The sequence below is a fragment of the Pseudochelatococcus lubricantis genome, from assembly GCF_011762225.1.
GTDB classification, from domain to species: Bacteria; Pseudomonadota; Alphaproteobacteria; order Rhizobiales; family Beijerinckiaceae; genus Pseudochelatococcus; species Pseudochelatococcus lubricantis.
This window is the reverse complement of record NZ_JAASQI010000008.1, coordinates 76090-101097: the sequence shown is the minus strand read 5'-3', so window position 1 is coordinate 101097 and position 25008 is coordinate 76090. Positions and strand designations below refer to the sequence as shown.

At 66.4% G+C, this 25008-nt stretch carries 23 protein-coding genes and 1 tRNA gene; 8 read left to right on the top strand and 16 right to left on the bottom strand.

Annotation, left to right across the window (positions count from 1 at the left end; genetic code table 11):
• Positions 1–33: 33 nt before the first annotated feature.
• On the top strand, positions 34–351 hold the full coding sequence (trxA, locus tag FHS82_RS16045; protein WP_166954629.1) for a thioredoxin: 318 nt from the start codon (positions 34–36) through the stop codon (positions 349–351).
• Between the two features lie 227 nt (positions 352–578).
• On the opposite strand, the gene FHS82_RS16040 is transcribed toward trxA, so the two are convergent.
• From FHS82_RS16040 to FHS82_RS15980, 13 genes are all read right to left on the bottom strand, one after another.
• The gene (locus FHS82_RS16040; protein WP_166954627.1) at positions 579–1898 is read right to left on the bottom strand and encodes a bifunctional folylpolyglutamate synthase/dihydrofolate synthase; all 1320 of its coding nucleotides are present in this window, start codon (positions 1896–1898) and stop codon (positions 579–581) included.
• Between the two features lie 65 nt (positions 1899–1963).
• Positions 1964–2911, bottom strand: a complete 948-nt coding sequence (gene accD / locus FHS82_RS16035; protein WP_166954625.1) for an acetyl-CoA carboxylase, carboxyltransferase subunit beta — start codon at positions 2909–2911, stop codon at positions 1964–1966.
• Positions 2912–2947: 36 nt separating this feature from the next.
• A complete protein-coding gene (gene trpA / locus FHS82_RS16030; protein WP_166954623.1) occupies positions 2948–3781 on the bottom strand; it encodes a tryptophan synthase subunit alpha in 834 nt (277 codons plus the stop codon).
• Positions 3778–5031 (bottom strand): tryptophan synthase subunit beta, encoded by a 1254-nt coding sequence (trpB, locus tag FHS82_RS16025; RefSeq protein WP_166954621.1) that lies wholly within the window; start codon positions 5029–5031, stop codon positions 3778–3780. The genes trpA and trpB overlap by 4 nt, the downstream gene beginning before the upstream one ends.
• A 70-nt stretch (positions 5032–5101) precedes the next feature.
• Positions 5102–5812: a phosphoribosylanthranilate isomerase gene (locus FHS82_RS16020; RefSeq protein ID WP_246225379.1), complete on the bottom strand. Its 711-nt coding sequence runs from the start codon at positions 5810–5812 to the stop codon at positions 5102–5104.
• A complete protein-coding gene (locus FHS82_RS16015; RefSeq protein ID WP_166954619.1) occupies positions 5796–6161 on the bottom strand; it encodes a lipopolysaccharide assembly protein LapA domain-containing protein in 366 nt (121 codons plus the stop codon). The genes FHS82_RS16020 and FHS82_RS16015 overlap by 17 nt, the downstream gene beginning before the upstream one ends.
• A 30-nt stretch (positions 6162–6191) precedes the next feature.
• Positions 6192–6536, bottom strand: a complete 345-nt coding sequence (ihfB, locus tag FHS82_RS16010) for an integration host factor subunit beta (protein ID WP_166954616.1) — start codon at positions 6534–6536, stop codon at positions 6192–6194.
• Between the two features lie 57 nt (positions 6537–6593).
• Positions 6594–7562: a signal peptide peptidase SppA gene (gene sppA, locus FHS82_RS16005; RefSeq protein WP_166954614.1), complete on the bottom strand. Its 969-nt coding sequence runs from the start codon at positions 7560–7562 to the stop codon at positions 6594–6596.
• Between the two features lie 274 nt (positions 7563–7836).
• A complete protein-coding gene (gene rpsA / locus FHS82_RS16000; protein ID WP_166954612.1) occupies positions 7837–9540 on the bottom strand; it encodes a 30S ribosomal protein S1 in 1704 nt (567 codons plus the stop codon).
• A gap of 326 nt (positions 9541–9866) precedes the next feature.
• Entirely contained in the window at positions 9867–10277 is a 411-nt protein-coding gene (locus FHS82_RS15995) for a DUF4332 domain-containing protein (RefSeq protein ID WP_166954610.1), read from the bottom strand.
• Positions 10278–10471: 194 nt separating this feature from the next.
• Positions 10472–10548: transfer RNA gene (locus FHS82_RS15990), tRNA-Met, on the bottom strand.
• A gap of 132 nt (positions 10549–10680) precedes the next feature.
• Positions 10681–11856, bottom strand: a complete 1176-nt coding sequence (locus FHS82_RS15985) for a PQQ-dependent sugar dehydrogenase (RefSeq protein ID WP_246225378.1) — start codon at positions 11854–11856, stop codon at positions 10681–10683.
• Positions 11857–11922: 66 nt separating this feature from the next.
• Positions 11923–12135, bottom strand: coding sequence for a hypothetical protein (locus FHS82_RS15980; protein WP_166954608.1), 213 nt, complete (start codon positions 12133–12135; stop codon positions 11923–11925).
• 338 nt (positions 12136–12473) lie between these two features.
• Here FHS82_RS15980 and FHS82_RS15975 point away from each other — a divergent pair, with 338 nt between their 5' ends.
• Positions 12474–13676 (top strand): pyridoxal phosphate-dependent aminotransferase, encoded by a 1203-nt coding sequence (locus FHS82_RS15975; RefSeq protein ID WP_166954606.1) that lies wholly within the window; start codon positions 12474–12476, stop codon positions 13674–13676.
• A 66-nt stretch (positions 13677–13742) separates the two neighbouring features.
• On the opposite strand, the gene FHS82_RS15970 is transcribed toward FHS82_RS15975, so the two are convergent.
• A complete protein-coding gene (locus tag FHS82_RS15970; protein ID WP_246225377.1) occupies positions 13743–14633 on the bottom strand; it encodes an MBL fold metallo-hydrolase in 891 nt (296 codons plus the stop codon).
• A gap of 289 nt (positions 14634–14922) precedes the next feature.
• Complete coding sequence (locus FHS82_RS15965) at positions 14923–15759, bottom strand: pyrimidine 5'-nucleotidase (RefSeq protein WP_166954604.1); 837 nt, start codon at positions 15757–15759, stop codon at positions 14923–14925.
• Positions 15760–16206: 447 nt separating this feature from the next.
• Here FHS82_RS15965 and fabA point away from each other — a divergent pair, with 447 nt between their 5' ends.
• From fabA to FHS82_RS15945, 4 genes are all read left to right on the top strand, one after another.
• Positions 16207–16731, top strand: a complete 525-nt coding sequence (gene fabA, locus FHS82_RS15960) for a 3-hydroxyacyl-[acyl-carrier-protein] dehydratase FabA (RefSeq protein ID WP_166954602.1) — start codon at positions 16207–16209, stop codon at positions 16729–16731.
• A 191-nt stretch (positions 16732–16922) separates the two neighbouring features.
• A complete protein-coding gene (gene fabB / locus FHS82_RS15955; RefSeq protein ID WP_166954600.1) occupies positions 16923–18146 on the top strand; it encodes a beta-ketoacyl-ACP synthase I in 1224 nt (407 codons plus the stop codon).
• A gap of 30 nt (positions 18147–18176) precedes the next feature.
• Positions 18177–19010 carry an enoyl-ACP reductase FabI gene (gene fabI / locus FHS82_RS15950; protein ID WP_208394293.1) on the top strand — a complete coding sequence of 278 codons (834 nt, stop codon included), beginning with the start codon at positions 18177–18179 and terminating at the stop codon, positions 19008–19010.
• Between the two features lie 178 nt (positions 19011–19188).
• A complete protein-coding gene (locus FHS82_RS15945) occupies positions 19189–20148 on the top strand; it encodes a YihY/virulence factor BrkB family protein (RefSeq protein ID WP_343042602.1) in 960 nt (319 codons plus the stop codon).
• On the opposite strand, the gene ubiG is transcribed toward FHS82_RS15945, so the two are convergent.
• A complete protein-coding gene (gene ubiG / locus FHS82_RS15940) occupies positions 20121–20891 on the bottom strand; it encodes a bifunctional 2-polyprenyl-6-hydroxyphenol methylase/3-demethylubiquinol 3-O-methyltransferase UbiG (RefSeq protein ID WP_166954596.1) in 771 nt (256 codons plus the stop codon). The genes FHS82_RS15945 and ubiG overlap by 28 nt on opposite strands.
• Before the next feature lie 251 nt (positions 20892–21142).
• Between ubiG and FHS82_RS15935 the strand changes: the two genes are divergently transcribed.
• Entirely contained in the window at positions 21143–22408 is a 1266-nt protein-coding gene (locus FHS82_RS15935; RefSeq protein ID WP_166954594.1) for an aspartate kinase, read from the top strand.
• Positions 22409–22668: 260 nt separating this feature from the next.
• On the top strand, positions 22669–24936 hold the full coding sequence (gene ptsP, locus FHS82_RS15930) for a phosphoenolpyruvate--protein phosphotransferase (protein ID WP_166954592.1): 2268 nt from the start codon (positions 22669–22671) through the stop codon (positions 24934–24936).
• Positions 24937–25008 lie beyond the last annotated feature (72 nt).

Sequence of the window (25008 nt, the reverse complement as noted above, 5' to 3'; positions counted from 1 at the left end):
CGCTGCGCGCAACCCTGATCGAGGATAACCGTCATGACAGCAAAGGTGACTGACGCGAGCTTCGAGGCCGACGTGCTGAAGTCGGCCGAGCCCGTCGTCGTGGATTTCTGGGCCGAATGGTGCGGTCCCTGCCGCGCGATCGCGCCGGCGCTCGAAGAGATTTCCACCGAGCTTGAAGGCAAGGTGAAGATCGTCAAGCTCAACGTCGACGAGAATCCCAACACGGCGGCCCAGTTCGGCATCCGCTCCATTCCGACGCTGCTCCTGTTCAAGGAAGGCAAGCTTGCCGCGCAGAAGGTGGGCGCGTCGCACAAGGGCGACCTCTCCAACTGGATCACCACCAACGCATGATGCCCGCTGGCCTATAGCATTTCGACATTTCATTGAAACGCCGAAATGCTATAAGTTTTTGATATTACGCGCTTTCTTCACGCAAACCGATCTCCGCTTTGCTTGAAAACGCTCTAGCGGCCTTCGCGTGAAGCGAATCCGGCGCCCGTCCTCGACCGGCGCCGGTTCCGTTACAGATGCTACTCTACTCCATCGTTACGCCACTCCATGGCGGCGCCGAAACCTGTCTACACCGGCGGCGTGCCGTTCGCGGCCAGCACATCGCCGGCGAGGTAGAGCGACCCGGTGATCAGCACGCGCGGCGGGTGCTCCCACACCGTATTGCGGGTCGATGCCAGCGCCGCTTCCAGGCTGGGGAAGGACGACGCCCGCAGCCCGGCCCGGCGGGCGATGTCAGCCACCTCCTCCGCCGGGCGCGCAGCCGCCTGCGCGCGGATCGGCACGGCCAGCACCTCCTTGGCCAGCCCCTTGAACGGCTGCAGGAAACCGCTTGAATCCTTGGTGCCGAGCGTGCCGCAGACGATGACCAGCGGCGCGGGATTCTTTTCCTCCAGTTCCGCCATCGCCTCCGCCAGCACGCGGCCGCCGTCGGGATTGTGCCCGCCGTCCAGCCACAAGTCGGCGCCTTCCGGCAGCAGCCTGACCAGGCGGCCGCGCGTCAGCCGCTGCAGGCGCGCCGGCCAGTCCACCTGCAGCATACCCGCCTCGAAGGCCGATGCCGGGAGGTTGCCGAAGCCCGCCGCCCGCAGCGCCGCGATCGCCGTGCCCGCGTTCACGTGCTGGTGACGCCCCGGCAGGCGCGGCGGCGGCAGATCGAGCAGGCCCTGCTCGTCCTGATAGACGAGGCGGCCGTTTTCCTCATGCACGGTGAAATCCTGCCCGCCGACGAACGGGCGCGCGCCCACCCGCTCCGCCTGCGCCTCCAGCACGGCGGCGGGTTCCGGGTCCTGCGGCGCGATCACCGCAGGCGCGCCCTTCTTGAATATGCCGGCCTTCTCGGCGGCGATCAGCGTCACGCGGTTGCCCAGAAAATCGGCGTGGTCAAGCGACACCGGCGTCACCACCGCGGCGGCGGGATGGCTGACGACGTTCGTCGTATCGAAACGCCCGCCAAGCCCGACCTCCAGTAGCAGGACGTCGGCCGGGTGCTGCGAGAACAACACCAGCGCCGCCGCCGTCGTCATCTCGAAAAACGTGATGGGCGCACCCGCGTTCACCGCCTCGCAGTGTCGGAAGGCCTCCACGAGATCGGTCTCGCTGACGAACCGCCCCCCGCCAGGCCGCGCGATCCGGATGCGCTCGTGAAAGCGCACGAGATGCGGCGACGTGTAGACATGCACCATGAGTCCGGCCGCCTCCAGAATCGCCCGCATGAAGGCGATGGTCGACCCTTTGCCGTTGGTGCCGCCGACATGGATGACCGGCGGCAGCCGCCGTTCGGGATGACCGAGCTTCTCCAGCAGGCGCTCGATGCGTTCGAGAGACAGGTCAATTGCCTTGGGATGCAGCGCCAGAAACCGCGCCAGCAAAACCTCTGATGCTTCCATTCATGATACTCCCGCACGCGCCGCAGTGGTGCGGCGCGTGGTGGCCGGTCCGGCGAATGCGGGGTTCAGGACGGCCGGTTTTCGACAACGGCGGGAATGGCCGCCGCCTCGGCCACCTCGACCGCCACCTCCTCCGTCTCCGGCAGCGGCTCGACCACCGGTGGCTTGGGCTGGCGGGTGAGGAAACGGCACAGGCGCGCGATGGTCGCCTTCAGCTCGTGGCGGTGCACGACCATGTCGATCATGCCGTGTTCATGCAGGTATTCCGCGCGCTGGAACCCTTCCGGCAGCTTCTCGCGGATGGTCTGCTCGATCACGCGCGGGCCGGCGAAGCCGATCAGCGCACCCGGCTCCGCGATATGCACGTCGCCGAGCATGGCGTAGGAGGCCGTCACCCCGCCGGTCGTCGGGTTGGTCAGCACCACGATATACGGCAGCCGCGCCTCGCGCAGCCGGTCGATCACGATGGTCGTGCGCGGCATCTGCATCAGGGACAAAATGCCCTCCTGCATGCGCGCGCCACCGGAGGCGGTGAAGATGACAAACGGCATATTGCGCTCGACAGCCGTCTGCGCACCCCTGATGAATGCCTCGCCGGCTGCCATGCCGAGCGAACCGCCGATGAAGTTGATGTCCTGCACGGCGACCGTGACCGGCGAGCCCTCGATGGCGCCGACGCCGACCTTGATCGCGTCCGCGAGCCCCGTCTTGGAGCGCGCGTCGCGCACGCGGTCCGTATAGCGCTTCTCGTCGCGGAACTTCAGCGGGTCGAGCGCCACGTCGGACAGCGGAACATCTTCCCAGACTCCATCGTCGAAGGTGATTTTCAGTCGCTGCTGCGCGCCGAGGCGCATGTGGTAGTTCGAGCCGGGAATGACGTTGAGATTGGCCTCGACGTCCTTGTGGAACACCATCTGGCCCGTTTCCGGGCACTTGATCCACAGATTCTCCGGCACTTCGCGCCGGAACAGCGTCTTGATCTTCGGCCGGACAACGTCAGAAATCCAGTTCATAGAACACTCTCCCGGGCTCGCACCCGCACCCGCCGCTCAGGCGTTCTGTTTGGCGACGGAGCGCACGCCCTCCGCCAGTTCCCGCACCAGCGCGTGGACCGCCGGCACCGTCCGCGCCGTCGCATGGCCCTCGGCGTCGAGCGAGCTGGCGAGGGCGCCGACGATCGCCGAACCGACGACGACGCCGTCCGCGCCGCGGGCGATGGCGGCCGCATGCGCGCCGGAGCGCACGCCGAAGCCCACCGCAACCGGCAGGTCGGTATGGCGCTTGATCCGCGCGACCTGCGCCGCGACGGCCTCGAAGTCCGGCACGGCCGTGCCGGTCACGCCGGTGATGGACACGTAATAAACGAATCCGCGCGTGTTGGCGAGCACCGTGGGCAGGCGCGCGTCATCGGTCGTCGGCGTCGCAAGCCGGATGAAGGCGAGCCCTGCCCGCAGTGCCGGCAGACACAATTCCTCATCCTCCTCCGGCGGCAGGTCGACGACGATGAAACCGTCTACGCCCGCCTCCTTGGCGTCGGCCAGGAACCGATCGACGCCATAAATATAGATCGGGTTGTAATACCCCATCAGGATGATCGGCGTGTCGGCGTCACCCTCGCGGAAGGCCCGCACCAGCGCGAGTGTGCGCGCCAGCGTCTGCCCGCCCTTGAGCGCGCGCTGCGCCGCGAGCTGGATCGCCGGACCGTCGGCCATGGGATCGGTGAACGGCATGCCGAGTTCGATGATGTCGGCGCCCGCTTCGGGCAGCGACCTGAGCGCGGCGAGCGAGGTATCGAAATCCGGATCGCCAGCGGTGATGTAGGTTACCAGCGCCGCCCGGCCCTCGGCGCGCAGCGCTGCGAAACGACGGTCGATGCGGCTCATTCTGCTTCCCCTTCGCGCTTCGCGGCGTTGAGCCTTTCGGCGATCATGTCGATGTCCTTGTCGCCGCGACCGGACAGGTTGACGACCATCAGGTGATCGCGCGGCCGTTGCGCCGCGAGATCCGCCGCGCGCGCAAGTGCGTGAGAGGATTCGAGCGCCGGGATGATTCCCTCCAGCAGCGACAGTTGCCGGAACGCCGCCACCGCCTCGTCGTCGGTCGCCGAGAGATAGGTCACGCGGCCGGTCTCGTGCAGCCAGGCGTGCTCCGGCCCGATGCCCGGATAATCGAGCCCGGCCGAAATCGAGTGCGCCTCCGTGATCTGGCCGTCGTCGTCCATCAGCAGGTAGGTGCGGTTGCCATGCAGCACGCCGGGACGCCCGCCGGCGATCGACGCGGCATGCTCGCCGGAGCTGAGGCCGTGTCCGGCAGCCTCGACACCGAAAATCTCCACCGACTGCTCGTCGAGGAAGGGATGGAACAGCCCCATGGCGTTGGAGCCGCCGCCGATGCAGGCAACCAGCGAATCGGGCAGCCGCCCTTCCTGCGCCAGCACCTGCTCACGCACCTCACGCCCGATCACGGACTGGAAATCGCGCACCATGGCGGGATAGGGATGCGGCCCGGCAACCGTGCCGATGCAATAGAACGTATCCGCGACGTTCGTCACCCAGTCGCGCAGCGCCTCGTTCATGGCGTCCTTCAACGTGCGCGCGCCCGCCTGCACGGGCCGCACTTCCGCGCCCAGCATCTCCATGCGGAACACGTTCGGCTTCTGCCTGGTGGCGTCCACCGCGCCCATGTAGACGACGCATTTCAGGCCGAAGCGGGCGCACAGCGTTGCTGTCGCCACGCCATGCTGGCCCGCGCCCGTCTCCGCGATGATGCGCGTCTTGCCCATGCGCCGCGCCAGCATGATCTGGCCGAGCACGTTGTTGACCTTGTGCGAACCCGTGTGGTTGAGTTCCTCGCGCTTCAGATAGATCTTCGCGCCCTTCCCCTCGCCCGCCCCCGCGCGCACCGCCTCGGTCAGGCGCTCGGCGTAATAGAGAGGGCTCGGCCGGCCGACATAATGGGCTTGATACTGCGCAAGCTCACGCGCGAAATCGGGGTCGGCACGCGCCTCTTCGTAAGCTTTCTCCAGCGACAGGATGAGCGGCATCAGCGTCTCGGCCACGAACCGGCCGCCGAAAATGCCGAAATGGCCGTGCTCGTCCGGCCCCGACGTATAAGAATTCAGCTTGTTGCTCACGCTGTCGTGTCCTCGGGATCAGTTTTTTCGGGAAGCGTCGCTTCCATTGGTTCAGGAGTCGGACATACTGTTATTGCCTGACCATGTCCAATGCTTCCCGCGCCGCGCGGACGAACGCCGCTATCCGCGCTGCATCCTTGACGCCGGGCGCCGACTCGACCCCCGACGAGACGTCGACGCCTTGGGGGCGCACGAGGCGGATCGCGTCGGCGACATTGTCGGCATGAAGCCCGCCGGACAGCAGAAACGGCACGCCGAAGCGCTCCCCGGCGATGAGACGGTGGTCGAAGGGAATGCCGTTGCCACCTGGCAACACCGCGTCCGCCGCCGGCTTCGCGTCGAGCAGCAGGCTATCCGCCACCTCCGCGAAACGGTGTGCCCGCGCGACATCCCCGGCGCTGCCGACGCCCAGCGCCTTCATCACGCCGCCCTTGAAACGCTCGCGCACCGCCGCCACGCGCTCCGGCGTTTCGCCGCCATGCAGCTGCAGCCAGTCCGGCGCGATGGCACCGATAATTGCCTCAAGATCGGCGTCCGATGCGTCGACGGTCAGCGCCACGATCCCGGCGCCGGGCGCGAGGCGCCGCGCCAGCGCGGTGAGTTCCGCCGCCTCGCGATGGACGACATAGCGCGGACTTTTCGGAAAGAAGACGAAACCGAGCAGATCGGCGCCGGCCGCCACGGCGGCTTCCACCGCCTGCGGGGTGTTCAGCCCGCAGATCTTGATCAGCAGGCTGGCTTTCTGCACCGGCAGACCCCGCGTGTCAGCGGGCATTGGCATGCGTCGGCAACGCCAGCGCGCCGCCGGAGGATGCGCCGCCCGCAGCCTGGGCGCTGCCTGCCTGCCGCGCGGTGGCCTCCGCCTTCACGCGATCGAGTTCACGCGCGCGCAGGCGGGCGGCGCGGCGATAATAGCCCTGCGACCACCAGACGGCGAAGCCGCCCAGCAACACGCCGACGGCAACAGCCGTCAGGATAATGACGAACAGCGGCGCGGAGAATGCGACCAGCGGCGCAGCGCCGGAAAATGGATCGAGCGACACCTGCACGGGCGTGCGATTGGCGACCGACAGCAGGACAATCACCACCGTCAGCGGCAGAATGATCAGGATTCTGATTAGCGTCTTCACCGCGCGTACCCTGCTGTTGCCTGCGCCCTGCTACTTGCCTGCCGACGAACGACGGACGGTTTCGGCGGCCTCGTCGCCATCGCCGAGCGCTTCCCGCCCCCCGTTCAGGCGCAGTCGCATTTCCTTTCCGGTCTTGAACACCGGAATCATCTTGGCGTCAACCTCGACAGTCTCGCCGGTGCGCGGATTGCGGCCGACCCGCGCCTCACGCTTCTTGACCGAAAACGCTCCAAAGCCGCGCAGCTCCACCCGATCGCCGCGGGTCAGCGCACGTGTGATCTCTTCCAGTATGGCATTGACGATATTCTCGACGTCACGCTGGTAGAGATGGGGATTTTGCTCCGCAATCCGCAGAACGAGTTCGGATTTGATCATCAACCCCACTCTTGCTTTAGCTCAAATGCTTGCCAAGGGTATATACTTGAAACAATACTAGTTTTCGACTTCAGGGTGCCAGAGCGCAAGCAGGCCGTCAAGCCGCCGCACGCCGGCACCGGCATCCAGACCGCCGAAAAACGCCGCAAGCCTTTCAAAACCCGCGGCCTGCGCCACCAGTGTCGCACCGCTGAGGAAGCCGAAGCTGCGGTCCCGCAGGCTCCGCCTCCATTCCCGCAGCGGCAGGCCCTCGGCAACGCCGCGCTCGCGGGCCAGCCAGGCCACCGCCTCGCGCTCGCCGCCGAGTTCGTCGACGAGCCGGAGATCGACGCCTTGCCGCCCGGTGAACACCCGCCCGTCGGCCACCCGCGCGAGGCCAGCATCATCGTAGCCGCGCCGTTCGCGCACGAGGCGCTTGAACCAGTCGAAGCTGTCGCGCACCAGGCTCTCCAGCGCCGCGCGCGCCTCCGGCGATGTGGGCGAGAACCCGTTGGGCGCCGCCTTCAGCGGGCTTGACTTGACCTCCTCGACGCTGACGCCGACGCTGTCGAGCAGGCCCGTTACATTCGGAAACTGAAACAGCACACCGATCGACCCGACGAGCGACGTCTCGCGCGCCACGATCCGGTCGGCGCCGAGTGCCGCGATATAGCCGCCGGACGCCGCGAGCGTGTCCACCACCGCGACCACGGGCTTCTCCGCAGCGAGACGGCGCAACGCCTCATGCAGCGCCTCGGACCCCGCCGTGGTGCCGCCGGGGCTGTCGATGCGCAGGATCACCGCCTGCACGGCCGAACTCTTGCGCACGTCACCGATGAGATCGAGCGTGCGCTGGTCGCCCGTGATGAGGCCGTCGATCGTCACCCGCGCGACGTGCGGGCGCGAGGCGGAAAGGCCGCCCTCCCGCAGCGAGAAGCCCGCCACGACAGCCACCGCGATCAGTGCCACGAACGCCAGCGCCCGCCAGAGGGTGACGCGGCCACGCAAGCGGCGGCGATCGGCGATAAGGTCGGCTTCGTAACCCATGTCCATCCCGAAACGGCGGGCCGCCATCCGGCCCTCGATCCACCGCAAGACTAGATCAATTCCGGCTCGAAGGGAAACCCTATTTTTGATAAGTAATTGATATAAACGGTCTTCATAAAGATTTCACATGCGGCGCGGCCGATTCCTGACGGTGCGCCGGCAAAAAGAAAAACCCGCGCGTTTCCGCGCGGGTCCCGATCTTCCGTTCGTTGCGGCGCGGGGCGCCTTCCATCACGAAAGACGTGATGGAAGCGTGCGCAATGCCTTGCCGGCCTTACTTCTTTTCGGTCGCCTTCTTCAGCGCGGCGCCGAGGATGTCGCCGAGCGACGCACCCGAATCGGCGGAGCCGTACTGCGCGATGGCTTCCTTCTCCTCAGCCTTCTCCAGCGCCTTGATGGAGAGCTGGATGCGGCGCGCCTTGCGGTCGAACTGCACCACGCGGGCATCGACCTTCTCGCCGGGCGAGAAGCGCTCGGGCCGCTGGTCGTTGCGGTCGCCCGCCAGCTCCGCGCGGCGGATGAAGGAGGTCAGGTCGGTGTCGACGATGCGCACCTCGATGCCGGCGTCCTTGACCTCCAGCACCTCGGTGGTGACGGTCGAACCCTTCTTGATGTCCGAAGCGTCAGCGAAGGGGTCACCCTCAAGCTGCTTGATGCCGAGCGAGATGCGCTCCTTCTCGACATCCACGTCCAGAACGACAGCGCGCACGACGTCGCTCTTCTTGAACTCCTCGATGACCTGCTCGCCCGGACGGTTCCAGTCGAGATCGGTGAGGTGGACCATGCCGTCCACATCCCCGTCGAGGCCGATGAAGAGGCCGAACTCGGTCTTGTTCTTGACCTCGCCCTCGACCTCGGAGCCGATCGGGTGCTTCTCGGCGAAGGCTTCCCACGGATTCTGCAGGGTCTGCTTGAGGCCGAGAGATATGCGGCGCTTGACGGGATCGACCTCGAGGATCTGCACTTCCACTTCCTGGGAGGTGGAGACGATCTTGCCGGGGTGGACGTTCTTCTTGGTCCACGACATCTCGGAGACGTGGATCAGACCCTCGATGCCAGGCTCCAGCTCGACGAACGCGCCGTAGTCGGTGATGTTCGTCACGCGGCCGCTGAAGCGGCTGTTGACCGGATAGCGCTCGGCGATGCCTTCCCACGGATCGGCCAGCAACTGCTTGATGCCGAGCGAGATGCGGTGCGTCTCGTGATTGATCTTGACGATCTTGACCTTGACCGACTGGCCGATGCTGACGACGTCGGTCGGGTGGTTGACGCGGCGCCATGCCATGTCGGTGACGTGCAGCAGGCCATCGATGCCGCCGAGATCGACGAAGGCGCCGTATTCGGTGATGTTCTTCACCACGCCCTCGATGACCTGCCCCTCTTCGAGGTTGGCCACGAGCTCGGAACGGGCCTCGGCGCGCGTCTCCTCAAGCACCGTGCGGCGCGAGACGACGATGTTGCCGCGGCGGCGGTCCATCTTGAGGATCTGGAACGGCTGCGGCACGTTGAGCAGCGGCGTGACGTCGCGCACCGGGCGAATGTCGACCTGCGAGCGCGGCAGGAACGCCACGGCGCCGTCGAGATCAACCGTATAACCGCCCTTGACCTGGTTGAAGATGACGCCCGTCACCTTCTCGTTGTTCTCGAAAGCCTTCTCAAGCTTGACCCAGCTCTCCTCGCGGCGCGCCTTGTCGCGCGAGATCACGGCCTCGCCGAGCGCATTCTCCACGCGCTCCAGATAAACCTCGACCTCGTCGCCGATCTCAAGCGTCTGATCGCGGCCGGGGCCGACGAATTCCTTCAGCGGAACGCGGCCCTCGGTCTTGAGGCCGATGTCGATGACGGCGACGTCCTTCTCGATTGCGACGACGATACCCTTGACGACGGTCCCTTCCTGGGACTCATGCCCACCGAGGGATTCTTCGAGAAGCGCCGCGAAATCGTCGCGGGTCGGGGCATGGTTAGCGGTTACGGACATGAAAACTCCTGACCAACGGCGCCGGCGGCTCGAATAACGGGCCGCTCCCACGCTGCCGGCGCCGCGCGGTCTGGTTTGCCGCACGATCTTCCGCCGTAACGGCGGGCCGGCGCCTCATGGCCGACAGCAGGGAACGATTCCGGCGGCGCGCTCGGGCGGCGGGGTCGTTTTGCATGCGACAGCGCCACATATGCAACAACACCAAAAGGGCGCGGTTAACGCGCCCCAGCCACCACCCGCGGGCAGCGCATTCCGGACTTCAGACCCATACATCGGGAACGCCCGGTTAACAACCTTTTTCCGGCTGTCACCGGGCGAAAACCGCATCAGTAGGTGAGGAGCGGCGGCAGTTCCTTCGCCTGTTCGATCCACTTCGCCACCACCTTTTCGGTGGGCAGCGCGCGGACGTAGTTGCCTTTTTCGTTGGCCTCCGCCAGCGCCTTCGTCAGGTTGACGGCGTTGCGATGCTTGAGTTCCTTCACGGTGTCGACGCCCGCGGCTTCCAGCAGGTCGGAATATTCCTTGCCAACGCCGTGAATGCGCAGGAGATCCGCGATGTTCGCCCACCTGAGGATCAGCGCCTCGTCGATGCCGGTCTCCGCTGCCAGTTCCCTGCGCCCCTTGGGGTCATGCGCGCGTTCCAGCAGCGCGTCGGTGGTGGCGATCCCCGCCACCTTCAGTGCCTGCGCGTCGTTTTCCCCGATGCCCTCTATGCTGACGATTGCGTATGATGCCACGACATGCCCCTTCCTGCAGCCCGACCATGCGGTCGATACGCTCCCTTACCCGCACCATGAAACGGTTTGTTGACGCATACACGCCGAGGCCCGGCCAGCCGGCACGGCTCTTCGATCTTGCATCGATCAGGGAGGGGAAAACAAGAGAATCAGTGTGTGAGAACAGGGCGAATCGCACGAAATCCGAAGCGGAATGGTAGCAGTGGGCAGATTTGAACTGCCGACCTCCGGGTTATGAATCCGGCGCTCTCACCAACTGAGCTACACTGCCGCTTCCGTCACCGTCTCCGCGAGGCGGGAACCGATAACGACGACTCAACCCGCGCGACCTCGCCGCGCGTCTTATCAAGCGCATATAGGGAACATCCGCCGTGCCTGTCAAGAACCCGATCGCCGCCACGTCTCATCTGGCGGGGACAATGCGCAGGATGCGGCCGTTATCCGCGTCTGTCAGCAGATATAGATAGCCGTCCGGGCCCGTGCGCACGTCGCGGATGCGTTCGTTCAGATCCGTCAGCAGCCGTTCCTCGTGGGTGACGCTCTCGTCCGCGACTTCGAGGCGCACCAGCGCCTTCCCCGCCAGCGCGCCGACGAACACGCTGCCGCGCCAGGGCGCGATCGCTCCCCCTTCATGAAAAGCGAGGCCGGAAGGGGCGATCGACGGCACCCAGTAATAGACGGGTTGCTCCAGCCCTTCCCGCGCCGTGCCGATGCCGATCGGCGCGCCAGAATAGTCGACGCCGTAGGTGATGATCGGCCAGCCGTAGTTCAGGCCCCGGCGGACGACATTGATCTCGTCGCCACCGCGCGCACCGTGCTCCGCGGTCCACAATTCGCCGGTCTGCGGATGCAGCGCGGCACCCTGCGCGTTGCGGTGCCCCAGCGACCAGATTTCCGGCAGGGCATCGTCCTGCCCGACGAACGGATTGTCGATGGGAATGGTGCCGTCGGTGTTGATTCGCAGCACCTTGCCGAGATGGCTGCCCACATCCTGCGCCTTGTCGCGGGTGCCGAAACGGTCACCGATCGTGATGAACAGCGTATCCTCTTCCGCCGGCACCAGCCGCACGCCGAAATTCGCCGTTCCCGATGCCGTATCCTTCTGGCGGAAAATCGCCTCGACCTGCTCCAGCGTGTTTTTCTCCCGGTTGAGCACGGCGCGGTCGACGGCAATGCCCGAACCGCCCTCACGCGGCTCGACGTAGGCGAAATACAGGTACCCATTGCGCGCGAAGTCGGGATCGAGCGCGATGTCGAGCAGCCCTCCCTGCCCCCGTGCGAGCACGGCAGGCACGCCGCCAACGGGCGGCGAAAGCTTGCCATCGCGACTCACGCGGCGCAGGCGCCCCGGCCGCTCGCTCACCAGGAACTCTCCGGATGGCAGAAAGGCGAGGCCCCAGGGATGTTCGAGCCCGGAGGTCACGGTCTCGACAGAGATGTCGAGCTTTTCCGTCCGCTCCGTCACGGCGGGTGCGACCTGCGCGGCCGCCCGTGTCGCCATGCCATCGGGGAGCGCGACGGCAGCGGCGGCCAGCAATCCTGCGGCCACAATCTTCGGAAACCGTCCGGAAAACCTCATCGAAGAACCTTTCGCAGATCGCGCGGACCTGCGTGTCAGTTTAATCGCGTTGGCCTCCGGGCGCCATCAGGAAACGCGGGCGATTCCTGCCGGCGGCTCCGTATGCGCAGTGTGCGCGGGGCCGAACAGCGTTCCAGCTGCGACGATTGCCGACGCCGCGATCAGGACGAGCGCCAGCACGGCCGATATCCTGAATTGGCGCGCCGCCTCTGCCGGTGCGATGGCCGCCCGTTGCCGGCGCTGGTAATCCGACATGCGGATCGGGTCGTTCGTTGTCATGTCCGCCTCCTGTCGTTCCGGGCATTTTGCCGCAGCGGGCGAAATCGTCTTGCCTCCGCGCCGTGCCTGAAGTTGCACTATGCCAGAGACGCCCGGTGGATGCCCTGCCATGTTAACGGGGCGGTTAACGAATAGTTCCTACATCTTCACGGAATCGTCACCGAAAGGCGCATCGCTGCACCCACGATGGCGCAATACGGCGGTTTTCAGGCTTGCCAGCGAGCGGCGGGCGGACTACGTTTCCACGCTTTTCGGAATGATCGCGCTCCGCGAAGCGGGCGATCCGCCCCAAATCAATCAAGCGCTGCACCATCCCTTCTCTCAAGGAGCCCATGATCATGGCCTTTCTCGCCGATGCTCTGTCACGCATCAAGCCGTCCGCAACCATCGCGCTGACGCAGAAAGCCCGCGATCTGAAAGCCCAGGGCCGCGACGTGATCTCGCTTTCCGTCGGCGAGCCGGATTTCGATACGCCCGACAACATCAAGAACGCGGCCATCGAGGCGATTCGCCGGGGCGAGACCAAGTACACGCCGGTCGCTGGCATTCCGCAGCTCCGCGAGGCGGTTGCGCGCAAGTTCAAGCGCGAGAACGAGCTTGACTACAAGCCCTCGCAGACCATCGTCGGCACGGGCGGCAAGCACGTCATCTACAACGCCTTCCTCGCCACGCTGAACCCCGGCGACGAGGTGGTGATTCCCGCGCCCTACTGGGTGAGCTATCCCGAAATCGTCGCGCTGTGCGGCGGCACGCCGGTCATCGTCGATACCTATATCGACAAGGGCTTCAAGCTGCAGGCGGAGGATCTGGAGCGCGCCATCACGCCCAAGACCAAATGGGTGCTGTTGAACTCTCCCTCCAACCCTTCCGGCGCGGCCTATACGTGGGACGAGCTGAAGGCGGTCACCGATGTGCTGGTGCGCCATCCCCACGTCTGGGTGATGACGGACGACATGTACGAGCATCTCGTCTACGGCGACTTCAAGTTCGTCACGCCCGCGCAGGTCGAGCCCAACCTCTACGAGCGCACGCTGACCATCAACGGCGTGTCGAAGGCCTACGCGATGACGGGCTGGCGTATCGGCTACGCCGGCGGCCCGGAGACGCTCATCAAGGCCATGGACACGGTGCAGGGCCAGCAGACGTCGGGCACGTCGTCGATTTCGCAATGGGCGGCCGTGGAGGCGCTCGACGGGCCGCAGGACCACCTCGCGGTGTTCCGCAATGCATTCCAGGGCCGGCGCGATCTCATCGTCTCCATCCTCAACCAGACGACGGGCATCACCTGCCCGACGCCGGAGGGCGCGTTCTACGTCTATCCGTCCATCGTCCCGCTGATCGGCAAGACGGCGCCGTCCGGCAAGAAGATCGAGACGGACGAGGACTTCGTGCTGGAACTGCTCGCAACCGAGGGCGTGGCGACGGTGCATGGCTCGTCGTTCGGCTCCGGCCCGAACTTCCGCGTCAGCTACGCCACGTCGAACGACAAGCTGGAGGAAGCGGGTAACCGCATCCAGCGTTTCGTCAACAGCCTGCGCTGAACCTGCCCGCATGCCCGGTCTGCGATCGGGCATGCGCACGTGGAAACGGTCCGGCGCGCGTTCCGGTCAAGTGAAATGATCGAGCGCGGAAAACGACACGGCGAGCCCGTCGCGGGCGACGAAGGAACCCGGCAGCGCCGCGCGCAGCCGGGCGTCATAGGCTTCCAGGCGCGTGTCGTCGTGGCAGGGGTGCAGGTGGAACGCCGCCATCGCCTTCACCTTGCCGGCCGCGCAGAGCGCGAGGCCCGCCTCGCAGGTGGAATGCCCCCAGCCCTTGCACCGCGTGTATTCATCGGCCGCATACATGGCGTCGAAGATCATCAGGTCGGCGTTCGAGACGAAATCGGTGAGGTCCTCCGGCGGCCAGCCCAGGCTGTGCTCGACATCGCTGACGTAGCACACGCGCCGGCCGCCGAACTCGAACCGGTAGGCGCTCGCGCCATCGGGATGGAGCAGCGGGCACGTGGCGACGGAAGGGCCGTCGACGAACGCCAGCCTGTCGCCGGCGCGAAAACCGACATGCTCGAAGCGCGCCGGCAGCCCGTCGAGCCCCAGCGGAAACAGCGGCGGCGAGAACAGCCGCCCCAGCGCGGCACTGCCGTCCGCCCCGCCGAGATTGCCGACATGAACGCGGATGGTGTTGCCGCGCACCAGCGCCGGCCTGAAGAACGGCAGGCCGATGACGTGGTCGAGATGCAGATGGCTCAGCAGGATATCGATCTCGCAGCCGGAGCGCTCCGCGCCGAGATATTCGCCGAGAGGGCGGATGCCGGTGCCCGCATCGACGATGAACAGCCGCTCACCGCAGCGGATCTCCACGCAGCACGAATTGCCGCCGAACGCCACATACTGGGGCCCGGACACCGGCAATGAACCGCGTACGCCCCAGAACCGCACGGACAGGGCGTCCGCCGGGAGGGGCTGCTGGACAGCGAGAGGGTGCATAAGCGCAGACATGAAGGCAGTCTACTCTCAATCAGACTGGAAGACAGTGCGCCAATACACGTTCGCAGCCGCAATCGCAATTCGGACTGGCGCCTGGCCCCGACGATGCGCGGGGGCGATGATCGAGAAGACCGAAGGGCAGGAAGAATGCCCGGCAGCAGCATGAACGGGAGGGGGCACCGCGAACGGTCCGTTCATGCCGGCTGCCGGGCCAGGCACCCGCGCGCCACAGGCACACGGGCGACAAGGGATCGCCGAAAGCTCTCCGCTAGGGAGTTCCAGCCTCTCGCCCACTTTATTATCACCGTTGGCGCACGCCATCAGTGCGCTGCAACACGTCATAAATCGGACGGGTGTCAGATAACTGACTCACGCCGCCCGCCGCGCAATGGAGAAAGGCCGCAAGGTCCGTCGTCTGGTGGCCGATATGCGCCTCGGCGGAGCGCCCCTGCTCGTGCGCCTCGCGGTGTGGGTCGGGCGTCGCGGGCAGCACGAGCACAGTCTGCATGCCGAGCCCGTGTGGCACCGCGAGATTGGCGGAGAGGTCCTCGAACATCGCCGCGCGCGTGGGGTCGATGCCGTGCCTCTCGATGAAGCGCGCGTAGGTGACGGCTTCGGGCTTGGGCACGAATGCGGCGTCGACAATGTCGAACAGATCCTCGAACAGATCGGCGATGCCCAGCCGCCCGACGACGGCACCCGCGTGGGCGCGCGACCCGTTGGTGAAGACGAACCTGCGCCCCGGCAGATTGGCCACCGCGCGGCGCAGGCGCTCGTCGCGGACGACGGCCGAATAGTCAATGTCGTGCGCGAAATCGAGAAACGCTTGCGGATCGACGGCGTGCTCCGCCATCAGGCCGCGCAGCGTCGTGCCGTAACGATGATAATAATATTTCTGCAGCGCACGCGCCGACATCGCGTCGAGGCCGAACAACTCGCACATGTAGAGGGTGATCTGCGTATCGACCTGCGGCCACAGCCCTGCCTCATGCGAGTACAGCGTGTTGTCGAGGTCGAAAATCCACGTCTCGACATGCGCGAAAACGTCATTGTGTCCGGGCAGGGCATCGCCGCTTGCGACACCGGCCGCCGCGGGATCGGCCAGAGCAGCCCGCGCCTCGTTTTCTTCATACGCCATCGCGCGTCTTCAACCTTCCCGGCCGGCGGTAACGAGATCCCGGCGCGGCCTGCCGCGCCGGCCCGTGTGCGGAAAGCTGGCCGGCAGCCGGACGGGCCGTTTTCGCGACGGGTAATGGGAGATGGGGTATGGTGGCGACAATCTCAAGCGGCCGCCGCTGTCGTGATCTTGCGGAATCAAGCCTGTAGACAACATTAAAGTCCCCGTCGCCGCTTTCAGGTCGGCGACCATTATGTTAGGAAGCGCGAAACGGGGTTGGGTCGGGGATCGGGAATCGGTTCGCGGACGCGGCTTCACCAGTTACTAACGGATGACGTATCGGCGCATTAGGTGAACGCGCCGTGCGGCCACGTCGGGATTGATCCGCCCACCGTCACTAAAGGTTCGGGCAACGGTGCATTAGCGCCCTGAACGATGACGAAAAGATGAAAGGAACGACCGGGGGACATGGAGCGCCAGTCGAGTTATGATTATGAACAGCTTCTCGCCTGTGGGCGGGGAGAGCTGTTCGGTGCCGGAAATGCGCAGTTGCCCCTGCCGCCGATGCTGATGTTCGACCGTATCACCTCCATCGTGGAGGCAGGCGGCGAATACGGCAAGGGCGGCGTACGGGCGGAACTCGATGTGCGGCCGGACCTTTGGTTCTTTTCCTGCCACTTCAAGGGCGACCCGGTGATGCCCGGCTGCCTGGGCGTCGATGCCCTCTGGCAGCTCGTCGGCTTCTTCCTCGGCTGGCTAGGCTCGCCGGGACGCGGCCGGGCGCTGGGCGTGGGCGAGGTCAAGTTCACGGATCAGGTGCTGCCGACCATCCGTAATGTCGTCTACGGCGTCGATCTCAAGCGCGTCTTCCGCTCGAAGCTGGTGCTCGGCATTGCCGACGGCTGGCTGGAGGCCGACGGCAAGCGCATCTACACCGCCAGGGACCTGCGCGTCGGCCTGTTCACCACGGATGCGGCCGCAGCCGGCGCCTGACGCAGCCGGCCGGTTTTCCGCGACGGGATGCGGGATGGCTGGACAACGCCACCGACGCGCGCCATATGCTGCGACAAGTGCCGGCGCGGGCGGATACCGCCCGCAGGTTCCCCCGCAGATGCCGGGATGGGCCTTGGCCGCGTGCGAACGACTTGACTGAACCGAATATTGCGAAAGAGGGAACGTTTGCGATGAGACGTGTCGTGGTGACGGGGATGGGCATCGTCTCATCCATCGGCAACAACGCGCAGGAAGTGCTGGCTTCGCTGCGCGAAGCGCGTTCCGGCATCGTCTTCGCGCAGGACTATGCCGACCTTGGGTTCCGCTGCCGCGTGCACGGCGCCCCCACCATCCGGCCGGAGGAGCATGTCGACAGGCGCGCCATGCGGTTCCACGGCGGCGGCACGGGCTGGAACCACATCGCCATGGATCAGGCCATCGCCGATTCGGGGCTGGAGCCGTCCGACATCAGCAACGAGCGCACCGGCATCATCATGGGCTCCGGCGGGCCTTCCGCGCGCACGCTCGTCGACGCGGCGGACATCACCCGCACCAAGGGCCCCAAGCGCGTCGGGCCTTTCGCCGTGCCGAAGGCCATGTCCTCCACCGCCTCCGCCACGCTCGCGACCTGGTTCAAGATCAAGGGCGTCAACTATTCGATCTCGTCCGCCTGCGCCACGTCCAGCCACTGCATCGGCAACTCCGTCGAGCAGATCCAGTACGGCAAGCAGGACATCATGTTCGCGGGCGGCTGCGAGGAACTCGACTGGACGCTCTCCGTGCTGTTCGACGCCATGGGCGCCATGTCCTCGAAATACAACGACACGCCGCAGACCGCCTCCCGCGCCTATGACCTCCACCGCGACGGCTTCGTGATCGCCGGCGGCGCCGGCGTCCTGGTGCTGGAGGAGCTGGAGCACGCGCGGGCGCGCGGCGCGAAAATCTATGCGGAAATCGTCGGCTATGGCGCGACGTCCGACGGCTACGACATGGTTGCCCCCTCGGGCGAGGGTGCGGAGCGCTGCATGCGGCAGGCGCTCGCCACCGTCAATGTGCCGGTCGACTACATCAATCCGCACGCCACGTCCACGCCGGCCGGCGACGGGCCGGAAATCGAGGCCATCCGGCGCGTGTTCGGCGCGGGGGAGGCCTGCCCGCCCATCTCCGCCACCAAGTCTCTCACCGGCCATTCGCTGGGGGCGGCGGGCGTGCAGGAGGCGATCTATTCGCTGCTGATGCTCAACAACGGTTTCATCTGCAAGAGCGCCAACATCGAGGAACTGGACCCCGCCTTCGCGGACATGCCGATCGTCCGCGAGCGCATTGACGACGTATCGCTCAATTGCGTGCTGTCGAACTCGTTCGGCTTCGGCGGCACCAACGCTACCCTCGTCTTCAAGCGACTCGAAGCCTGAGGCGGAGGAATGCTAGTGACAAAAGGTCTGATGCAGGGAAAACGCGGCCTCGTCATGGGCGTCGCGAACGATCATTCCATTGCCTGGGGCATCGCGAAGACGCTGCACGAACACGGGGCGGAACTGGCCTTCACCTATCAGGGCAACGCGCTGCACAAGCGCGTGGCGCCGCTTGCGGAAACGGTCGGCTCCACCGTGATCCTGCCGTGCGACGTGGAGGACCTCGCGTCCGTGGATGCGGTGTTCGACGCGCTGAAGGAGCAGTGGGGCGGCATCGATTTTCTGGTGCACGCCATCGCCTTCTCGGACAAGAGCGAGCTGAAGGGCCGCTATGCCGACACCACGCGCGAGAACTTTCTGCGCACGATGCTGATCTCCTGCTTCTCCTTCACCGAGGTGACGAAGCGCGCGGCCGCGATCATGCCGGCGGGCGGTTCCATCGTGACGCTGACCTACGGCGGCGCTACCCGCGTCATGCCCAACTACAATGTCATGGGTGTTGCCAAGGCGGCGCTGGAGGCGAGCGTGCGCTACCTCGCCAACGATTTCGGCGCGGATTCCATCCGCGTCAACGCCATCTCGGCCGGCCCGGTGCGCACGCTGGCGGGCGCGGGCATCGCCGACGCGCGGCTGATGTATTCCTACCAGAAGGCCAACTCGCCCCTGCGGCGCACCGTCACCACCGAGGAAATCGGCGGTGCGGCGGCATACCTGCTTTCGGACCTGTCCTCCGGTGTCACGGGCGAGATCCACTACGTGGATTCCGGCTACAACATCATCTCGATGCCGCGCACCGAAACGCTGAAAATCCACGACGCGGCGGAGGCAGCGGCACAGGCGGCGGGAACCGAAGCCGCGAAATAGGCATTTCCGATCCGGCGCCCTTCGCTCCCCACCTCCGTTTCCTTGCGGCGATAACGGAGCGGTGCGCCTCGCGCACCACATATTCGTGTTCCGGATATGCTATTGATGGGGATGGATCGCGCTAGGCAGGCGCCGTCCATCCCCGTTACTGGCACGCGGAGGGGTCGGTTTGGACATCGTGACCCGCCTTGCAAAGCTGATCTGGATGTCGTTCCGCCGCTTCGACGCCCATGATGGCTGGGCCATCGCGAGCCATATCGCGCTCTCGGCGCTGATGTCGCTGTTTCCCTTCGTCATCCTCATCGCCGCGCTCGCCAGTACGTTTCAGGCCGAAGGGCTTGCCGATTCCGTCACCGACCTGATGCTGGAGGCCTGGCCGCAGGAGGTCGCAGGGCCGATCGGGCGCGAACTCCACCATGTGCTCACCATCAAGCGCGGCGACCTGCTCACCGTGGGCGCCTTGCTTGCGCTCTACTTCTCGTCGAACGGGGTGGAGGCGCTGCGCATCGGCCTCAACCGCGCCTATGACGTGACGGAGACACGCCCGTGGTGGCTGACGCGGCTTGAGGCGTTCGCCTATGTGATCGGCGGCGCGGCGGCATTGATCGTGTTCTCGTTCCTCGTCGTACTAGGGCCGCTGCTATGGCGCACGCTGGTGGAATACGTGCCCGCGCTCCAGCCTCTGCACGGCCTCGTATTCGCCGCGCGCTTCTCGGTGGCGACGCTGGTGATCGTGATCGCGCTCTTCGTCGGCCATCTGTGGCTGCCCAGCGAACGCGCGCGCCGCAAGAAGGACCGCCTGCTCGGCGAACGGCGCACGCTGCTGTCGGTGCTGCCGGGGGTCGCGGTGACGCTGGTTCTCTGGCTCGTCGGCGGCACGGCCTTCGGCCTTTATCTCGACAGCTTCGCGCGCAACTATGTCTCGACCTACGCGGGGTTGGCGTCGGGCATGATCGTGCTGGTATTTCTCTATATGCTCGCCGCCATTTTCATCTACGGGGCGGAACTCAACGCCTCCATCGCGGCGCTGCGGCGCAAGGCACGCGAAAACGCGGCGGCCCAGGAAGTGCCCCTGGCACCGGAGGAAGCGGCGGGCGAGACGCGCCCCGCTCAGACGCGCGCCGCCGCCAGCATATAATTCACCGACAGGTCGGACGACGTCTGCCACGTATCGCCCAGCGGCCGATAGACGACGCCTGTGCGGTCCGTGACGGCCAGGCCGTGCCGGGAGATGGCGGCGGCAAGTTCGTCGGGCGTGATGAACCGGCGCCAGTCATGCGTGCCGCGCGGCAGCCAGCGCAGCACGTACTCCGCTCCCACGATGGCGAGCGCGAAGGATTTCGCCGTGCGGTTCAGGGTCGCCATGACGAGCAGACCGCCCGGCCGCACGACGGCGCAGGTCGCGGCGACGAAAGCCTCGACATCGGCCACGTGCTCCACCACCTCCATGGCGAGCACGACATCGAATTGCTCGCCGCTGGCGGCCACGCTCTCCACCGTCTGCGCGCGGTAGTCGATGGCGAGCCCCTCCCCCGCCGCGTGCGCTCGCGCCACGGCAAGATTCTTCTCTGCCGGATCGAGCCCGGTGACGGACGCGCCGAGACGCGCCAGCGGCTCCGAAAGCACGCCGCCGCCGCAGCCGATGTCGAGCACCGAAAGCCCGGCCAGCGGGGCATCGGCGCGGATGTCGCGCCCGAAGCGATTCGCGGCGAGGTCGCGGATGTAGCCCACCCGCACGGGGTTGAAGCGGTGAAGCGGACGCATCGGCCCGCGCGGGTCCCACCATGTGCCGGCGAGGCGCTCGAAGCGGGCCACCTCGTCGGGATCGACCGTTCCCGCCTCAGTCTGTCGTGTGCCAGTCACCGCGTCCTCCTGCTGCATCTCGGGCAAGCCCCTGTCCCGCGCCCGGCCGGGCGGGCGTCGTCAGACGTCACCCGCCGTTCGTCCGACCGGTATGCGGGCCATTGACATGCGGGCCCGCCCCCGGCATCTATACACGCCTTTCATGCCGTTTTCAGCGGTTGAATGCCAGTTCCACAGGCTCCGGTTCCATCTGGCGCCAGTTCCTTCAGTCCCGGTTTTCCCGGCCGCTGCGGCGGTGCAAGCCAACGGAAAGCGAACCCGATTCCATCATGGCCCGTCTGGTGTTGAAGTTCGGCGGTACGTCCGTCGCCACGATTGAACGAATCCGCAACGTGGCTCTCCATGTAAAACGCGAGGTGGATGCAGGCCATCAGGTCGCCGTCGTCGTATCGGCCATGTCGGGCAAAACCAACGAACTGGTGGGGTGGTGCCGCGAGGCCTCCGCCCTGCACGACGCGCGCGAATATGACGCAGTGGTCGCGTCGGGCGAGCAGATCACGGCCGGCCTCCTGGCAATCACGCTGCAATCCATGGGGCTCGATGCGCGCTCGTGGCTCGGCTGGCAGATTCCGATCCTGACCGACGGCGCCCACGGCGCCGCCCGCATCACCGGCATGGACGGCGCGCCGCTTATCGAGGCGTTCGAGAAGAATAACCAGATCGCGGTGATCGCAGGCTTCCAGGGCATTCACCAGCAGACCGGGCGCATCACGACGCTCGGGCGCGGCGGCTCGGATACGAGCGCGGTGGCCGTCGCCGCCGCCATCAACGCCGACCGGTGCGATATCTACACGGACGTCGACGGCGTCTACACCACCGACCCGCGCGTGGTGCCCCACGCCAGCCGGCTCGACCGCGTCTCCTTCGAGGAAATGCTCGAAATGGCCTCGCTCGGCGCGAAAGTGCTGCAGGTGCGCTCGGTGGAACTCGCCATGCTCTACAAGGTGCGCACCTTCGTGCGTTCCAGTTTCGACGATCCGGCCGCGCCCCGGCCCGGCACCCTGATTTGCGATGAGGAGGATATATTGGAACAACAGGTCGTGACCGGCATCGCCTTCTCGCGAGACGAAGCACAGATCACGCTGCGGCGCGTTGCAGACCATCCGGGCATCGCCGCGGCGATCTTCGGCCCGCTGGCGGATGCCAATATCAATGTCGATATGATCATCCAGGTCGTTTCCGACGACACGACGACAACCGACATCACCTTCACCGTTCCGGCCTCCAGCTATGAGCGGGCGCGCCAGATCCTGGAGGACCACCGCGCCACCATCGGCTTCACCTCCCTGCAGGGCGCAACCGACGTTGTGAAGATTTCCGCCATCGGCATCGGCATGCGCAGCCATGCGGGCGTCGCCGCGCGCGCCTTCCGCGCCCTGGCGGACAAGGGCATCAACATCCGTGCGATCACCACATCGGAGATCAAGTTCTCGGTGCTGATCGATGCCGAATATACGGAGCTTGCCGTGCGCACGCTCCACGCGCTCTACGGACTCGACAGGAAGCCCGAGGCGGAAACGAAGGCCGCAAGCTGAACGGGCCGGCGGCGGATTGCGCCGTTGTCGTGTGACGTGCACGATTGCGTGCGACAAACGCGCGTGACGTCCTGGAGAGGTCAATGTTGCATTGCACAACTGCAATCCGCATCATTCTTTTGGGCGTTGACGCTTGCGATGTTGCATGAAGCTTGGTTATACCCCGCACATGGGCTGCCGGGGAGCTGCGTCGTGAGTCGCGGTTTCGGGCCGGTGTGGTGCCGCCCCGCGACAGGGAGCGGCTTTTCGGGAACGGGCTGATGCGGGGAGCGTTGGGGAGCCCACGATTGCTGTTGCGTCGTCTGCGCGAGGTCATGGCGGAACCGGTCAGTGCGCAGGAGCGGCTGGACCGGATCGTGGTCGTTATTGCCTCCAACATGGTCGCGGAGGTGTGCTCGGTCTACGTGCTGCGCATCGACGGCACGCTGGAGCTTTACGCCACGGAGGGCCTCAATCCCGAGGCCGTCCACATGACGACCATGCGCCTCGGCGAGGGCATCGTCGGCACCATCGCCCGCGACGCTGAACCGCTCGCGCTGGCGGACGCGCAGCTCCACCCCGCTTATTCCTACAAGCCGGAAACCGGGGAGGAAGTGTACCGCAGCTTCCTTGGCGTTCCCATCCTGCGCGCCGGCAACACGCTCGGCGTTCTCGTCGTCCAGAACCGCGCCCAGCGCAACTATACGGAAGAAGAGATCGAGGCGCTGCAGACCACGGCCATGGTGCTCGCGGAGATGATCGCCTCCGGCGAGCTGCAGGCGCTGGCGAAACCGGGCGCCGACATCGCCGTGCGCCGCTCCCTGCACCTGCGCGGCGTTTCGCTGGCAGACGGCGTGGGGCTCGGCCACGCGGTGCTGCACGAGCCGCGCGTCGTGGTGAACAATCTTCTCGCGGACGATCCGGCGCACGAACTCGCACGCATCGACAAGGGCGTCGCTGCAGTGCGCGAGACCATCGACCGGCTGGTGGAGCGCGGCGACGTCGCCCATCATGGCGAGCACCGCGACGTGCTGGAGACGGTGCGCATGTTCGCGAACGATCAGGGCTGGATCAGGCGCGTGCGCGAGGTCGTGGGCACCGGCCTCACGGCCGAGGCCGCCGTCGAGCGCGTGCAGTCGGACGTGCGCGCGCGCATGCTGCGCCAGACGGACCCCTATCTGCGCGACCGGCTGCATGATCTCGACGAATTGTCCGACCGCCTGCTGCATGCGCTCGCCGGCGAGCATTTCGGCGCCTCGCGCGAGGAACTGCCGGAGAACGCCATCCTGGTGGCGCGCTCCATGGGGCCGGCGGCGCTGCTCGACTACGACCGCTCGCGCCTGCGCGGCCTCGTGCTGGAGGAAGGCGGTCCGGCGAGCCATATCGCGATCGTCGCGCGCGCGCTCGGCATCCCCACCGTCAGCGAGATCGCCGGCATCGCCGGCATGCTGGAGGCGGGCGATGCCGTCATCGTCGACGGTTCGGCGGGCGACGTGCAGGTGCGTCCCCAGCCCGACGTCCAGTCCGCCTACGCCGAGAAGGCGCGGCTGCGCGCCAAGCGGCAGGAGCAGTACCGCAGCCTGCGCGACCTGCCCGCGCTGACACTCGACGGCGAGCGGATATCGCTCAATCTCAACGCCGGCCTGCTCGTCGACCTGCCGCACGTGTCGGAGACGAATGCCGACGGCGTCGGCCTGTTCCGCACGGAACTGCAGTTCATGATCGCCGAGCGCATGCCCTCCACCAGCGAGCAGGAGGCACTCTACCGGCAGGTGCTCGACGAACTGAACGGCGCGCCGGTGACCTTCCGCACGCTGGATATCGGCGGCGACAAGGTACTGCCCTACATGCAGGCGGTGGAGGAGGAGAATCCGGCGCTGGGCTGGCGCGCCATCCGCATTGGCCTCGACCGGCCCGGCCTGCTGCGGGCGCAGGTGCGCGCGCTGCTGAAGGCTTGCAGCGGGCGGGCGCTGAAAGTGATGTTCCCGATGGTCGCCACCGTCGAGGAGTTCAATCGCGCGAAGGCCATCGTCACGCGCGAGCTGTCCTACCTGCGCAAGCACGGCCATGTCGAGCCCTCCTCCATCGCCGTGGGCGTGATGGTGGAGGTGCCCTCGCTGGTGTTCCAGATCGAGGAACTGGTGCGGGTCGCGGACTTTCTCTCCGTCGGCTCCAACGACCTGATGCAGTTCCTGTTCGCCGCCGACCGCGAGAACCGGCAGGTGGCCGAGCGCTTCGACCCGCTCAGCACGCCGCTGCTGCGCGCGCTGAAGGTCATTCACGACAGCGCCAGTGCCGGCAACACGCCGGTGACGCTGTGCGGCGAGATCGGCGGCAAGCCGCTGGAGGCGATGGCGCTCATCGGCCTCGGCTACCGGTCGCTTTCCATGTCACCGGCCTCCATCGGCCCGGTGAAGGCCATGCTGCTGTCGCTCGACACGGGCGCCATCACGGCGGAGATGAACCGACTGCTGGCGACGGCGGGCGACCGGGGCACGCTGCGCCAGGCGCTGGCGGGCTTTGCAGCCGCGCGGGGGATTCCGGTGTAGCGCGTCTCCGTTTCGCGCCGCCGCCCTTGCGGTTCCACGCTGCCGCATCCATTTCCCCGACAAGATATTCAT

Excerpts from the sequence above, each read along its gene's own strand:
- trxA (WP_166954629.1), top strand. The coding sequence starts at position 34 with ATGACAGCAAAGGTGACTGACGCGAGCTTCGAGGCCGACGTGCTGAAG.
- rpsA (WP_166954612.1), bottom strand. The coding sequence starts at position 9,540 with ATGTCCGTAACCGCTAACCATGCCCCGACCCGCGACGATTTCGCGGCG.
- FHS82_RS15935 (WP_166954594.1), top strand. The coding sequence starts at position 21,143 with ATGGCCCGTCTGGTGTTGAAGTTCGGCGGTACGTCCGTCGCCACGATT.
- trpA (WP_166954623.1), bottom strand. The coding sequence starts at position 3,781 with ATGAGCCGCATCGACCGTCGTTTCGCAGCGCTGCGCGCCGAGGGCCGG.
- FHS82_RS15975 (WP_166954606.1), top strand. The coding sequence starts at position 12,474 with ATGGCCTTTCTCGCCGATGCTCTGTCACGCATCAAGCCGTCCGCAACC.
- FHS82_RS16040 (WP_166954627.1), bottom strand. The coding sequence starts at position 1,898 with ATGGAAGCATCAGAGGTTTTGCTGGCGCGGTTTCTGGCGCTGCATCCC.
- FHS82_RS16020 (WP_246225379.1), bottom strand. The coding sequence starts at position 5,812 with ATGCCAATGCCCGCTGACACGCGGGGTCTGCCGGTGCAGAAAGCCAGC.
- ptsP (WP_166954592.1), top strand. The coding sequence starts at position 22,669 with ATGCGGGGAGCGTTGGGGAGCCCACGATTGCTGTTGCGTCGTCTGCGC.
- fabA (WP_166954602.1), top strand. The coding sequence starts at position 16,207 with ATGGAGCGCCAGTCGAGTTATGATTATGAACAGCTTCTCGCCTGTGGG.
- FHS82_RS15965 (WP_166954604.1), bottom strand. The coding sequence starts at position 15,759 with ATGGCGTATGAAGAAAACGAGGCGCGGGCTGCTCTGGCCGATCCCGCG.
- sppA (WP_166954614.1), bottom strand. The coding sequence starts at position 7,562 with ATGGGTTACGAAGCCGACCTTATCGCCGATCGCCGCCGCTTGCGTGGC.
- accD (WP_166954625.1), bottom strand. The coding sequence starts at position 2,911 with ATGAACTGGATTTCTGACGTTGTCCGGCCGAAGATCAAGACGCTGTTC.
- FHS82_RS15980 (WP_166954608.1), bottom strand. The coding sequence starts at position 12,135 with ATGACAACGAACGACCCGATCCGCATGTCGGATTACCAGCGCCGGCAA.
- fabB (WP_166954600.1), top strand. The coding sequence starts at position 16,923 with ATGAGACGTGTCGTGGTGACGGGGATGGGCATCGTCTCATCCATCGGC.
- ubiG (WP_166954596.1), bottom strand. The coding sequence starts at position 20,891 with ATGCAGCAGGAGGACGCGGTGACTGGCACACGACAGACTGAGGCGGGA.
- FHS82_RS15985 (WP_246225378.1), bottom strand. The coding sequence starts at position 11,856 with ATGAGGTTTTCCGGACGGTTTCCGAAGATTGTGGCCGCAGGATTGCTG.
- ihfB (WP_166954616.1), bottom strand. The coding sequence starts at position 6,536 with ATGATCAAATCCGAACTCGTTCTGCGGATTGCGGAGCAAAATCCCCAT.
- fabI (WP_208394293.1), top strand. The coding sequence starts at position 18,177 with ATGCAGGGAAAACGCGGCCTCGTCATGGGCGTCGCGAACGATCATTCC.
- FHS82_RS15970 (WP_246225377.1), bottom strand. The coding sequence starts at position 14,633 with ATGTCTGCGCTTATGCACCCTCTCGCTGTCCAGCAGCCCCTCCCGGCG.